The following is a 12,138-nucleotide window of genomic DNA, read 5'->3' on the forward strand; positions in this document are numbered from 1 at the left end:
GTCAGGCCAGCAACGCGGCGATGCGTTCCCGCATGGCGGCGTCCGGCAGCGGCCCGAAGCCGGCCTGCGCGTTGTCCGCCATGTTGGCCGGCTTGGAAGTGGCGGGAATGACGACGGTGACCGCGGGATGGCCGATGATGAACTTCAGGAAGATCTGCGCCCAGGATCCGCAATCGATCTCGGCGGCCAGCTCGGGCAGCGCCATCCCCTTGACCCGGCGGAACAGCGCGCCGTCCTGGAACGGGCGGTTGATCAGCACCGCGACGCCGTGGGCCTGGCAGGCGGGCAACAGGCGTTTTTCGGCGCTGCGGTCGGCTACGGACAGGTTGATCTGCAGGAAATCGGGCTTTTCGCGTTCGACCAGTTCGGTCAGTTCGTCGTGGGCATGGTCGGTGTAGTGCGTGATGCCCAGATAGCGGATCATGCCTTGCTGCTTCAGTTCGCGCAGCAGCGCCAGCTGGTTGGCGGTGTCGATCAGGTTGTGCACCTGGACCAGGTCGAGCTTGTCGCTGCCTAGCGCCCGTTGCGATTGGCGCACCTGGCGCATGGCCGACTCGTGGCCCTGCGTGCTGATCTTGGTCGCCAGGAAGGTCCTGGCCCGCACGCCGCCGTCGCGCGCCAGCAGCGCGCCGGTGACCGCTTCCGCCTGCCCGTAGCTGGGCGCGGTGTCGATCAGCTTGCCGCCCTTCTGCAGCAGCGTATCCAGCACCTGCGCCAGCGGCGCCATGGCGGCCTTGTCGGCGGGGGACACGTTGAAGGTGTCGGCGGTGCCCAGGCCGATCACAGGCAGCGCCTCGCCGGAGGCGGGTATGTTCCGCCTGTGCATGGGAGTTACCACGCTGAGGGCGCGGGCCGTCCAGGCCGGCCCGGTCAGGGCGGCGGCGGCAGCGGTCTGGAGGAAGCGGCGGCGGTCGGGCATGGCGTGGCTCCAGCGGCAAAGGGCGCCCGGGAGGGGCAAAGAAAAGGGCCTACACGTGAATGCAGGCCCAAGGTAAAAAAAAGAGCCTACACGTGAATGTAGGCTCTTTGTGCCGGTTTGGCAGCGTTGCGATTACTCGCGGTTGCCGCCGAAGATGCCCAGCAGCATCAGCAGGTTCGAGAAGACGTTGTAGACGTCCAGGTAGATGGCCAGCGTGGCGGACACGTAGTTGGTTTCGCCGCCGTTGACCACGCGCTGCAGGTCGACCAGCATGAAGGCCGAGAAGATGACGATGGCCAGGACCGAAATGGTCAGCATCAGCGCGGGCAGTTGCAGGAAGATATTGGCCAGGGCCGCCACCAGGATCACGACCGCGCCGATGAACAGGAATTTCTGCAATCCCGACAGGTCGCGCTTGATGGTGGTGGCCAGCGTGGCCATCGTGCCGAACACGATCGCGGTGCCGCCGAAGGCCGTCATGACCAGCTGCGAGCCGTTGCTCATGCCCATGACGAAGCCCAGCAGGCGCGACAGCATCACGCCCATGAAGAACGTGAAGGCCAGCAGCAGGACCACGCCCAGCGAGCTGTTCTTGTTCTTTTCGATCGCGAACATCAGGCCGAACGCGCCCACCAGGAACACGATGGCGGACAGGCCGGGGCTTGCGCCCATGATGCGGTTGATGCCGGTGTACATGCCGACGGCCGCGCCCAGCACGGTCGGGATCAGCGAGAGCGCCAAGAGCCAATAGGTGTTGCGCAGCACCTGGTTGCGCGCGACCTCGCCCGGCGCGCCGGCTACGGCGCCGGAACGGTTAAAAGGGGACGGACGATATTCGTTCATTGAGAACTCCTGTGTGCGGCAGAGTAATGGTTGCCTAGAAGGCTTAGATGGGAAGGATACCTTACAGTTCCCTGAAGAATCCAGTTCTGCCTAGGATTAGACCAGAGGCGCGAAATAGGTTCCAGACGGGTCAACCCGGCCTGACGTCCTGCAGCACCCTGGCGACGATGCGCGGCAATTCTGCGTCCATGCGGGCCTGGATCTGTTCGATGGCTTCGGCCAGGGCTTCGCGCATCAGCTGCTCGACCTCGGCCTGAAGGCGGGCGCTCAGGACCGTGGCGTCCGGCGCCGCGGGAGGCGCAGCCAGGACGGCGGCTGCCGGCGGAATGATATCAGGGGACGCATCTGCGTCGTCCGCCACTTCCGTCAGTAGCGGAAAGGCGTCGTCGTCATGACCCTGCGCGCCATCGTCGGCCAGGTCGGTCAGCACGGGCATGTCCGCGTCGTGCGGGGACGCCGGCGGGTAGAGCGCGGGCTCGGCCCGCTGGGTCAGGGTAGGGATGCCGGGGTCGGCGTGGCGAGAGGGCATGATGGCTCCCGGGTGATCGAGGTGGCGCGCCGCAAGGCCGGCGCGTTCAGCCGTCCGGCTGCTGGCGGCTGAGGTCGTGGCTTTGCGGCGTGTGGCCCGCGGCCAGGTAGGTCCGCCAGCGCTGGCGGGCGGCCTGCTTGTCGTCGGGGTCGTCCGAGACGATTTCAAGCAGGCGCTCGAAGGCTTCGAAACCCGGGGGGCAGTCGAGGTCCAGGTTCAGCAGCCAGGACGGCTGGGGCTGTCCGCCCTGGCCCGCCGCGGCCGCGGCCTGTTGCGGATCGCCGGCAGTGAGAATTACAGGAGTCTCGCCCGCCAGCGGATCGTTGGCCAGCACGTGCGGCACGAAAGAAGTGTCGTCGAAGGCCCAGAGCATGCGGTCGAACGCGGCCAGCCGGGAGCCATCCCTACAGTACACCACCAGCCGCTGCCCTGCCAGGTAGCGCTTGCGCACCACCTGGCAGGCGGTGCGCAAGCGGTCGGGCGCGCCGAAGGCGAAGTCGATGCGCGTCATGCCGGGTTCCGTTGCTGCCGTTTCAAGCCTGGTCCAGCAGGTACTGCATCAGGAGCGGCACGGGGCGGCCGGTGGCGCCCTTGTCCTTGCCACCGCGCCAGGCGGTGCCGGCGATGTCCAGGTGGGCCCAGCGGTACGAGGTGGCAAAGCGCGACAGGAAGCAGGCCGCCGTGACCGCGCCCGCCGGAGGACCGCCGATGTTGGCGAGGTCGGCGAAGTTGGACTTGAGCTGTTCCTGGTAGGCGTCGTCCATCGGCATGCGCCATGCGGTGTCCAGCGACTGGCGGCCGGCCGCGGCCAGCGCATCGGCCAGCGCGTCGTCCTTGGAGAACAGGCCGCTATTGACGTTGCCCAGGGCCACCACGCAAGCGCCGGTCAGGGTGGCGATGTCGATCACGGCGGACGGCTTGAAGCGTTCCGCGTAGGTCAGCGCGTCGCACAGCACCAGGCGGCCTTCGGCGTCGGTGTTCAGGATTTCGATGGTCAGGCCAGCCATGCTGGTGACGACGTCGCCCGGCTTGTTGGCCTTGCCGCTGGGCAGGTTTTCGCAAGCCGGGATCAGGCCCACCACGTCCAGCGGCAGCTCCAGTTCGGCCAGGGCGCGGAACGAACCCAGCACGCTGGCGGCGCCGCACATGTCGTACTTCATTTCGTCCATGGTGGCGGCGGGCTTGAGCGAGATGCCGCCGGCATCGAAGGTGATGCCCTTGCCGACCAGCACGATGGGGCCTTGCGCGCCCTTGGCGGTCTTTTTGGCGGCCTTGTTGCCGGCATGGCGCAGGACGATGAAGCGCAGCGCTTCCTCGGAGCCGCGCGCGACCGACAGGAACGAGCCCATGCCCAGCGCTTCGACCTGCTTGCGGTCCAGCACTTCCACCTTCAGCGACTTGAACTCGCGGGCCAGGCGCTTGGCCGTCTCGCCCAGGTAGGTCGGCGTGCAGATATTGCCGGGCAGGTTGCCCAGCGTGCGGGTCAGGTCCATGCCGTTGGCGATGGCGCCGCCTTCGCGCAGGCCCTTCTGGGCCTGGGCCGCGTCGGCGCGCTCGACGACCTGGACGATCTTCTTGAGCTTGGGACGGGCGTCGCGGTCGGGCTTGCCGAAGCTGGCGTCGTAATGATAGGTGGCGTTGCCGGCTGCGATGGCGGCGCTGCGGGCGCGCGCGATGACAGCCACGTCGGCGATCGGATTGGCGACCAGCGTGGACACGCCTTCAGCCAGCTGCGCCGATACGCAAGCCGCGGCGAAGGCCTGCTCGGCCGAGGCGTGGGCGCGGGCAGAATATTCTTCCTGCTTGCCCAGGCCCACCAGCACCACACGCTGCGCGGACACGCCGGGCAGGTTGCGCAGGGTCAGCGTGGAGCCGGCGCGGCCGCGGAACTCGGCCTTGACCACCGAACGCACCGCGCCATTGGAAGCGCGGTCGATGAGATCGGCGGCGGGGCTCAACACGCCTTCCGCATAGACCCCGACGGCCAGGGCGGCGGTCTTGACTTGGTGCAGGGAAGCAGTGGTCTGTGTGCTAAATTCCATGAGGGTTTCCCGTGTACGTCTGTGTAGAATGCGGTCGATTATCCCGCATATTCTCCCATGTCTCTATTCAAACGCTCTGTCGTCAGCGAGATCACCAGTCACGCTGGCGTTGTCTTTTCCACGTTGCTCATCGTATGGCTCAGCGTGTTGCTCGTGCGCCTGCTCGGTGAAGCAGCGGGCGGCAACATCGGGGCGGACGTCGTGGTGGTGCTGGCCGCGCTGTCGACCATCACCGCATTGCCGACCATTCTCGCGGTCTCCGTCTTCATTGCGGTCCTCACCACCGTCACGCGCAATTACCGTGAATCGGAAATGGTGGTGTGGTTCGCCAGCGGCCTCTCGCTGGCCGACTGGTTCCGGCCGGTGCTGCGCGTCGCCATCCCCGTGGCGCTGGCGGTGGCGGGGTTGACGCTGGTGGCGGCGCCTTGGGCGTACCGCCAGATCGGCGAATACCACGAACGCTTCGAGCAGCGCTCCGACCTGTCCAAGGTCACGGCCGGCCAGTTCGCGGAATCGTCCGGCGGCAACCGCGTGTTCTTCGCCGAAGATCCGCTGGAGCCCAGCGATGAACTGGGCAACGTATTCGCGCGCGAAAATGGTCCCGAATGGCTCAGCGTGCTGACCGCCAGCAAGGCCCATAGCGAAACCATGCCCAACGGCGACCGCTTCCTGGTGCTGGGCGAAGGCCATCGCTATGACCTGAAGCCGGGCACGCCCGAGATCCGGCTGGTGCACTTCGACAAGTACGGCCTGCGCCTCGAAAGCAAGTCGGGCGGCGATCCCGTGGCCGAAGCGCGCGCCAACGCGGAGCGTTCCGCCAAGGCGCGCACGACCTCGCAATTGATTGCGGACAACACCAATAGCAGCTGGTCGCAAGTGATGTGGCGGGTCTCGCTGCCGCTGGCCGCGCTGAACCTGGCGTTGCTGGCGATTCCGCTGGGCGCCGTCAACCCGCGCCTGGGACGTTCGGGCGACCTGCTCATCGCCGGCCTGGTGGGCCTGCTCTACATGAACCTGATGAACCTGTCGCGCGCCTGGATCTCCAACGGCAAGCTCAGCTTTGGCGTGGGCGTGTGGGCGATCCATGCCTTGGTGGCGATGCTGACGGTCTTCCTGCTGATGCGGCGCTTGCGTGTGAAAGCGCCCAAGAACAGCGCCTGACGCCGGCACATCCAACGCCTTGCGGCCCGCCCAGCGCGGGCCGCGGCTTTTTCAGGGCAGGTACTTCATCGTGCCGCCCTTGCCGGCCAGCAGGTCGGCGTTCTTCAGCACTGACTTGCGAATGAATTCCCACAGGGCCGTCACGCGTTTGAGCTTGCGCAGGTCTTCATGGCAATACATCCAGAACGAGCGCGTGATCTCGACCTCGTCCGCCAGCACGGGCGTGAGCCGCGGGTCCTGCGCGGCGATGAAGCAGGGCAGGATCGCCAGCGACTGGCCCTGCAGCGCGGCGTGGTATTGCGCCACCACGCTGGTGCTGCGCAATACCACCTTGCTGGCGGGCAGCAGGTCTTCCAGATAGCGCAGCCGCTCGCTGAACAGCAGTTCGTCGACGTAGCCGATGAAGGTGTGGTCGGCCAGGTCCGCGCGCTCGCGGATTGGCGGATGGCTGGCCAGATAGCCGGGCGTGCCGTACAGGCGCAGCGTGTAGTCGCACAGCTTGCTGCACACATAGGGGCCGCGCTGGGGGCGCTCGATGGTGATGGCCAGGTCGGCTTCGCGCTTGGACAGGCTGACAAAGCGCGGCACCGGCAGGATGTCCAGCGTGATGTGCGGATAGCGCCGCTGGAAGTCCGCCGCCAACGGCGTCAGCACATAGCTGCCGAAGCCCTCGGTGGCGCCGATGCGCAAGTGCCCCGACAGCGCCTGGCCGATGCCCGACAGGTTTTCGCGGGCGGAATGCACCGTGCTCTCCATCTGTTCGGCATGGACGAACAGGCGCTGGCCGTCTTCGGTCAGCACGAAACCCGCGCCGCGCGACTTTTCGAATAGCAGGGTGTCCAGCTCAGCTTCCAGCGCGCGGATGCGCCGCGACACGGTCGTGTGCTCGACCCCGAGCTTGCGCGCCGCGGCGCTCACCCGCTGGGTGCGGGCCACTTCCAGGAAATATCTCAGGCTGTCCCAATCAAGCACTTTCCGGCTCTCCAGGCCCGGCTGCGCGCTGCGCCGCCGGGCAAATTTTCCTTGTGCATGAATGCACAAGGAATGTGCATTTCTAGTGTTGCTTGTTGATTTTCACACATCTACACTGGGTCGGCGGGCTTGGGGCCTGTAGCCAGGCTCTCCGGGGCCTGAACCCCGGGACCGCAGGCCGCGTAGACGGCGCCATAACGAATAAAACTCAGGAGACAAATCCATGAAATTGCACGCACGCGGGCTGGCCGTAGGCTTGTGTCTGGGCGCCGCATTGGTCGGCCAGGCGCAGGCGGCGGATAAGCCGCCAGTGAAGATCGGCATTCTGACGGACATGTCTGGCACCTACGCCGGCATGGGTGGGCCTGGTTCGGTGGCGGCGGCGCAGTTGGCCATCGACGACTGCCTGGCCGCGGAATGCAAGGGCATGAAGATCGAGCTGGTGTCCGCGGACAACCAGAACAAGGCCGACGTGGGCGCGGCCAAAGCGCGCGAATGGTTCGACCGCGACGGTGTCACCGCCATCGCCGACCTGACCAACTCCGCGGTGGCGCTGGCGGTGCAGGGCATTGCGCGCGAAAAGAACAAGGTGGTGATGTTCTCCGGTCCCGCCACCACGGCGCTGACCAACAAGGAATGCTCGCCGGTGGGATTCCACTGGATGTTCGATACCTACTCGCAGTCCGCGGGCGGCGCCAAGGCCACGGTAAAGGCAGGCGGCAAATCCTGGTACTTCATCACCGTGGACTACGCCTTCGGCCACTCGCTGGAAGCCGACACGGCCAAGGCCGTGCAAGCGCTGGGCGGCACCGTCGCCGGCAGCGTGCGCCATCCCTTGAACGCGCCGGACTTCGCGTCCTACCTGCTGCAGGCGCAGGCCTCCAAGGCCCAGGTCGTGGCGCTGGCCAACGGCGGCCAGGACACGGTCAACGCGGTCAAGCAAGCGCGCGAATTCGGCATCGTGGCCGGCGGCCAGCGCCTGGTCTCGTTGCTGATTTTCCTGTCGGACCTGCGCGCGCTGGGCCTGGAAAGCGCCCAGGGCCTGTCGTACGTGGACGGCTTCTACTGGGATTACGACGACGCCACGCGCCAGTGGTCCGGGCGCTTCGAGAAAGCGTTCCGCGGCCTGAAACCCACCATGACGCAGGCCGGTGTGTACTCCAGCGTGCGGCACTACCTGCGCTCGGTCGCCGCTTCCGGCAGCACCGACGGCAAGGTGGTGGCCGACAAGATGCGCGCGCTGCCCATCGAGGATCCGATCATGCGCAACGCGTCCATCCGTCCCGACGGCCGCGTGATCCACGACATGTACCTGTATGAAGTGAAAAAGCCGTCCGAGTCCAAGGGCGGTTGGGACTATTCCAAGCTGGTGGCCACCATTCCGGCCGCCGAAGCCTTCCAGCCGCTGGCGGATTCGAGCTGCCCGCTGGTCAAGAAGTAAACCCGGGGCGCCGGCAGGCCCTTGCCGCCGGCGCCTCACCATCCATGTATGCGGATTCCATCCGCATCGACCATGCAGTGTGAGGAGCATCAAATGAGTGAAGTCCCCCGCGTTCCGCTATTGATCGGCGGCAAGCTCGTGCAGTCCAAAACCACCGAATGGCGGGACGTGATCAATCCCGCTACCCAGGAGGTCGTTGCCAAGGTGCCCTTCGCCACGCGCGAAGAACTGGACCTGGCCGTCTCCAACGCCAAGGAGGCTTTCAAGACCTGGCGCAACAGCGGGCAGGGCGCTCGCATGCGCGTCATGCTGAAGTTCCAGGAACTGCTGCGCGCCAATACCGGCAAGCTGGCCGAAATGATCACCCGCGAGCACGGCAAGACCCTGCCGGACGCCGAGGGCGAAGTCGGCCGCGGCCTGGAAGTGGTGGAGCACGCATGCTCCATCGCCAACCTGCAGCTGGGCGAGTACGCCGAGAATGCCGCTTCCGGCATCGACGTCTACACGCTGATCCAGCCGCTGGGCGTGTGCGCGGGCATCACCGCGTTCAACTTCCCGGTCATGCTGCCTTGCTTCATGTTCCCGATCGCCGTGGCCTGCGGCAACACCTTCATCCTCAAGCCTTCCGAGCAGGATCCGACGTCCTCGCTGTTCCTGGCGCAACTGGCGCTGGAAGCCGGCCTGCCGCCGGGCGTGCTGAACGTGGTGCACGGCGGCCCGGAAACCGCCAACGGCCTGTGCGAACACCCCGACATCAAGGCGGTCTCGTTTATCGGTTCGACCCGCGTCGGCACCGAGATCTACAACCGTGCCTCCGCCGCCGGCAAGCGCTGCCAGTCCATGATGGGCGCCAAGAACCACTGCGTGATCCTGCCGGACGCCGATCCCGAGGTCGCGCTGAACCAGCTGGTGGGCGCCGCCTTCGGCGCGGCCGGCCAACGCTGCATGGCCTCGTCCGTGGCCGTGCTGGTGGGCGAAGCCCGCAACTGGCTGCCTGACTTCGTCGAACGCTCGAAGAAGCTCAAGGTCAATTCCGGCATGGACCGCGAAGCGGATCTCGGCCCTCTCGTTTCGCCCAACGCCAAGAAGCGCGTCGAAAGCCTGATCCAGAAGGGCGTGGACGAAGGCGCCAAGCTGCTGCTGGACGGCCGCAGCCTGAAGGTCGCCGGCTTTGAGCAGGGCAACTTCGTGGGCCCGACGATTTTCGACGGCGTCACCGAAAACATGACCATCTACACCGAGGAAATCTTCGGGCCGGTCCTGTGCGTGGTGGGCGTGGAAACGCTGGAGGACGCGGTTGCGTTCATCAACCGCAATCCCAACGGCAACGGCGTGGCGCTGTTCACCCAGGATGGCGGCGCGGCGCGCTACTTCCAGAACAACATCGACGTCGGCCAGGTCGGCATCAACGTGCCGATCCCGGTGCCGGTGGCCTGGTTCAGCTTCACCGGCTCGCGCGGCTCCAAACTGGGCGACCTGGGTCCCAACGGCAAGCAGGCCGTGCAGTTCTGGACGCAGACCAAGACCGTCACGGCGCGTTGGTCGGCCCATGCCAAGAGCGTGAACACCACGATCTCGATGCGCTGAACTGGGGACGCCTTGCATGTAAGCTTATATAAATAAGTTATATAACAAGGCGTCCTTATTACTTATAATTGGCCCGTCTAACAGGGGCCAATTCATGAACCTGCAGCAATTTCGTTTTGTCCGCGAAACCATCCGGCGCGACTTCAACCTGACCGAAGCTGCCCGGATGCTCTATACCTCGCAGCCCGGCGTCTCCAAGGCGATCATCGAGTTCGAGGACGAACTGGGCATCAAGATCTTCGAACGGCACGGCAAGCGCATCAAGGGGCTGACCAAGCCCGGCCTGGCGGTGTCGCAGGTCATCGACCGCATCATGCGCGAAGTGGACAACCTGAAGAAGGTCAGCGACGAGTTCGCGCGCCGCGACGAAGGCGGCCTTGTCATCGCTTGCACCCACACTCAGGCGCGCTATCTGCTGCCGCGCGTGATTCCCGCGTTCCGCAAGCAATTCCCCAAGGTGCACCTGTCGCTGGCCGAAGGCAGCCCCGCGCAACTGGCCGAAATGGTGCTGCATGAGCAGGCCGACCTGGCCCTGGCGACGGAATCGCTGGCCTTGACGCCGGGCCTGGCGACCTTGCCGGTCTATGCCTGGGAACACACCGTGGTGGTGCGCCCGGACCATCCCCTGGCCGAACTGACCTCCAGCGCCGCCAAGCGCCTGTCGCTGGCGCAGCTGGCCGAGTATCCCATCGTGACCTACGACCGCGCCTTCACCGGCCGCAGCACCATCGATGAGATCTTCGCCAACCAGGGTATCCACCCAGACATCGTGCTGGAAGCCATCGACGCCGACGTCATCAAGACCTATGTCGACGTGGGCCTGGGCATTGGCATCATCGCCGGCGTAGCCTACGATCCGCGCCGCGACAGCAACCTGGTGGGCCTGCCGGTGGGCCATCTGTTCGGCACGCATACGACCCGCGTCGGCGTGAAGGCAGGCGTGTTCCTGCGTGACTACGTCTACACCTTCCTGGAGATGCTGGCGCCTTCGCTGACCCGCGCGGTGGTGACCGAAGCGGTGCAGGGCACGCCCAAGTAGGCATCCGTTTCACGGGGCGAGAGGCGCGGCGTCATTGGGCGGCGCGCCTTTTTTCTTGATGCGTCGCGGTCCGCGCTATCCCTTTTCATGGGCTCATAAAAATAATTAAATAAGAACTGATCTCATTTGAGTTGACTAAAAAATAGGAATCATTATCATTACATCCAGTCTCAACGACCCAGTGAGGTTCATCATGACGGCAGGATTAAGTGCAGTGGTAGTGGGCGCCGACCGCCTTGGCAACATCCCGGATCTGCTCAAAGGACACAATATTTCGATCACGCACCACATCAGCGGGCGTGATCCCTCGCATCAAAAGAAGACGTTGCAACTGCCTTCGGGCACCCAGCTGGTCATCCTGCTGACCGACTTCCTGGGCCACAACGTCATGAAAACCTTCCGCAACGCCGCGCAACGTGGCGGCATCCGGGTCGTCGCTTGTCGGCGTTCGGTATGCAGCATGCAGCAGGCCCTGCAGCAATGCGGCCTGTGCCAGCGGGCTGGCTCTGTGCACTGAAGACACGGTCTGCCGCCGCCAAACAAAAAACTGGGGAGGCCGAAACGGCCTGCGGCCCAAAGCGCCGCGAAGAGATGGAAAAACGCCGCCGGACTGGAAAGTCCGGCGGCGTTTTGCTTGTAGCGGGGAGAGCCTGGCGGCTATCCTGGGAATGTGTCAGTTGGAGGCGCGGGCGGACGCCATCAGGCTGTTGTCCAGGCGGCGCGCGCCGTTGTAGCGCTTGGACCAGTAGGCCATGGTCATGTTTTCGACGCGGACCACGCCGCCAGCGCTGGGCGAGTGCACGAAGCGGTCGTCGCCCAGGTAGATGCCCACGTGCGAGTAGCGGCGGCCCAGCGTATTGAAGAAGACCAGGTCGCCGGCCTTCAGTTCGTTCTTGGCGACCGAGACGCCTTGCTGCGCCATCTCGGCGGCGTTGCGGGGCAGCTTCAGGCCCAGCGAACGTTCGGCGGTGTAGGTCACCAGGCCGCTGCAGTCGAATCCGGTATCGGGGGAATTGCCGCCGAAGCGGTAGCGGATGCCCAGATGGTTCAGGGCTTCGCTGACCAGGGCGTTGTCGCTGCTGACGCCCGAGTGGGTCTTCTGGCGTTCGCGCTTGAATTTCTGGCTTACCAGTACGCCGATGGGATCATCGGAGGTGGCGACCCATTCCGTCTCGTAGGGGTCAATCTCGGACGTATGGGCGGTTGACTTTTGATTTGTAGCGGCACAACCTGCCAGACCCACCACGCATGCAACCAACGCCAGCAAGCGCAGACCGCGAGTTGCTTGGCCGGAGGATGAATTCAGTCTCGCGTGGTTGGAGTGTCGATGCATGCGCCTGGGGGTGATTTGCAGATAACGGCAAAAAACACGGAATTCGCCGTGAATGTGGCCGAGATGTCAGCAAAATCAACATTGTTCTACAACTTCGCGGGGATTCTACCAAACTTTTAAGACCAGTTAGTTACGAAACCGGCGTTAATGTCCATGCAGCGTGGACATTTGGTAGAACATTTTGACTTGCGGCAAGCCTCGTGCAAGGTTTGCCTACCAGAATGACCGAAGGATCAGAGAAGAAATCAATCAGCCTTAAGGCCTAAGAAAGA

Annotated in this window: 12 protein-coding genes; 5 read left to right on the top strand and 7 right to left on the bottom strand. The window is 64.9% G+C overall.

What is annotated here, in order from left to right:
• Window position 1: 1 nt before the first annotated feature.
• From HV793_RS22295 to HV793_RS22315, 5 genes are all read right to left on the bottom strand, one after another.
• A complete protein-coding gene (locus HV793_RS22295; protein ID WP_175213955.1) occupies window positions 2-919 on the bottom strand; it encodes an aldo/keto reductase in 918 nt (305 codons plus the stop codon).
• Between the two features lie 132 nt (window positions 920-1,051).
• Entirely contained in the window at window positions 1,052-1,762 is a 711-nt protein-coding gene (locus HV793_RS22300; protein ID WP_054450644.1) for a Bax inhibitor-1/YccA family protein, read from the bottom strand.
• Window positions 1,763-1,892: 130 nt separating this feature from the next.
• The gene (locus HV793_RS22305) at window positions 1,893-2,291 is read right to left on the bottom strand and encodes a hypothetical protein (RefSeq protein ID WP_175213956.1); all 399 of its coding nucleotides are present in this window, start codon (window positions 2,289-2,291) and stop codon (window positions 1,893-1,895) included.
• A gap of 46 nt (window positions 2,292-2,337) precedes the next feature.
• The gene (locus HV793_RS22310) at window positions 2,338-2,802 is read right to left on the bottom strand and encodes a DNA polymerase III subunit chi (RefSeq protein WP_119450966.1); all 465 of its coding nucleotides are present in this window, start codon (window positions 2,800-2,802) and stop codon (window positions 2,338-2,340) included.
• Between the two features lie 22 nt (window positions 2,803-2,824).
• Complete coding sequence (locus HV793_RS22315; protein WP_054450650.1) at window positions 2,825-4,333, bottom strand: leucyl aminopeptidase; 1,509 nt, start codon at window positions 4,331-4,333, stop codon at window positions 2,825-2,827.
• 57 nt (window positions 4,334-4,390) lie between these two features.
• Between HV793_RS22315 and lptF the strand changes: the two genes are divergently transcribed.
• A complete protein-coding gene (gene lptF / locus HV793_RS22320; protein WP_054450652.1) occupies window positions 4,391-5,494 on the top strand; it encodes an LPS export ABC transporter permease LptF in 1,104 nt (367 codons plus the stop codon).
• Between the two features lie 51 nt (window positions 5,495-5,545).
• Here the strand turns inward: lptF and HV793_RS22325 are convergent, their stop codons facing one another.
• Entirely contained in the window at window positions 5,546-6,466 is a 921-nt protein-coding gene (locus HV793_RS22325; protein ID WP_054450654.1) for a LysR family transcriptional regulator, read from the bottom strand.
• Window positions 6,467-6,689: 223 nt separating this feature from the next.
• On the opposite strand from HV793_RS22325, the gene HV793_RS22330 reads away from it, so the two are divergent.
• From HV793_RS22330 to HV793_RS22345, 4 genes are all read left to right on the top strand, one after another.
• Window positions 6,690-7,907, top strand: a complete 1,218-nt coding sequence (locus HV793_RS22330) for an ABC transporter substrate-binding protein (RefSeq protein ID WP_054450656.1) — start codon at window positions 6,690-6,692, stop codon at window positions 7,905-7,907.
• A gap of 93 nt (window positions 7,908-8,000) precedes the next feature.
• A complete protein-coding gene (locus HV793_RS22335; RefSeq protein WP_054450658.1) occupies window positions 8,001-9,494 on the top strand; it encodes a CoA-acylating methylmalonate-semialdehyde dehydrogenase in 1,494 nt (497 codons plus the stop codon).
• Window positions 9,495-9,588: 94 nt separating this feature from the next.
• Window positions 9,589-10,533, top strand: coding sequence for a CysB family HTH-type transcriptional regulator (locus tag HV793_RS22340; RefSeq protein WP_054450660.1), 945 nt, complete (start codon window positions 9,589-9,591; stop codon window positions 10,531-10,533).
• A gap of 193 nt (window positions 10,534-10,726) precedes the next feature.
• Complete coding sequence (locus tag HV793_RS22345; protein WP_054451313.1) at window positions 10,727-11,050, top strand: DUF2325 domain-containing protein; 324 nt, start codon at window positions 10,727-10,729, stop codon at window positions 11,048-11,050.
• Window positions 11,051-11,206: 156 nt separating this feature from the next.
• On the opposite strand, the gene HV793_RS22350 is transcribed toward HV793_RS22345, so the two are convergent.
• Entirely contained in the window at window positions 11,207-11,866 is a 660-nt protein-coding gene (locus HV793_RS22350; RefSeq protein ID WP_054450662.1) for a C40 family peptidase, read from the bottom strand.
• Window positions 11,867-12,138: the final 272 nt, after the last annotated feature.

Source organism: Achromobacter aegrifaciens (assembly GCF_902859965.1).
Taxonomy (GTDB): domain Bacteria; phylum Pseudomonadota; class Gammaproteobacteria; order Burkholderiales; family Burkholderiaceae_B; genus Achromobacter; species Achromobacter aegrifaciens.

Bases quoted from the DNA above. Each gene is read 5' to 3' on its own strand.
- HV793_RS22315 (WP_054450650.1), bottom strand. From the start codon at position 4,333: ATGGAATTTAGCACACAGACCACTGCTTCCCTGCACCAAGTCAAGACC.
- HV793_RS22300 (WP_054450644.1), bottom strand. From the start codon at position 1,762: ATGAACGAATATCGTCCGTCCCCTTTTAACCGTTCCGGCGCCGTAGCC.
- HV793_RS22345 (WP_054451313.1), top strand. From the start codon at position 10,727: ATGACGGCAGGATTAAGTGCAGTGGTAGTGGGCGCCGACCGCCTTGGC.
- HV793_RS22335 (WP_054450658.1), top strand. From the start codon at position 8,001: ATGAGTGAAGTCCCCCGCGTTCCGCTATTGATCGGCGGCAAGCTCGTG.
- HV793_RS22340 (WP_054450660.1), top strand. From the start codon at position 9,589: ATGAACCTGCAGCAATTTCGTTTTGTCCGCGAAACCATCCGGCGCGAC.
- HV793_RS22305 (WP_175213956.1), bottom strand. From the start codon at position 2,291: ATGCCCTCTCGCCACGCCGACCCCGGCATCCCTACCCTGACCCAGCGG.
- HV793_RS22310 (WP_119450966.1), bottom strand. From the start codon at position 2,802: ATGACGCGCATCGACTTCGCCTTCGGCGCGCCCGACCGCTTGCGCACC.
- HV793_RS22295 (WP_175213955.1), bottom strand. From the start codon at position 919: ATGCCCGACCGCCGCCGCTTCCTCCAGACCGCTGCCGCCGCCGCCCTG.
- lptF (WP_054450652.1), top strand. From the start codon at position 4,391: ATGTCTCTATTCAAACGCTCTGTCGTCAGCGAGATCACCAGTCACGCT.
- HV793_RS22330 (WP_054450656.1), top strand. From the start codon at position 6,690: ATGAAATTGCACGCACGCGGGCTGGCCGTAGGCTTGTGTCTGGGCGCC.
- HV793_RS22350 (WP_054450662.1), bottom strand. From the start codon at position 11,866: ATGCATCGACACTCCAACCACGCGAGACTGAATTCATCCTCCGGCCAA.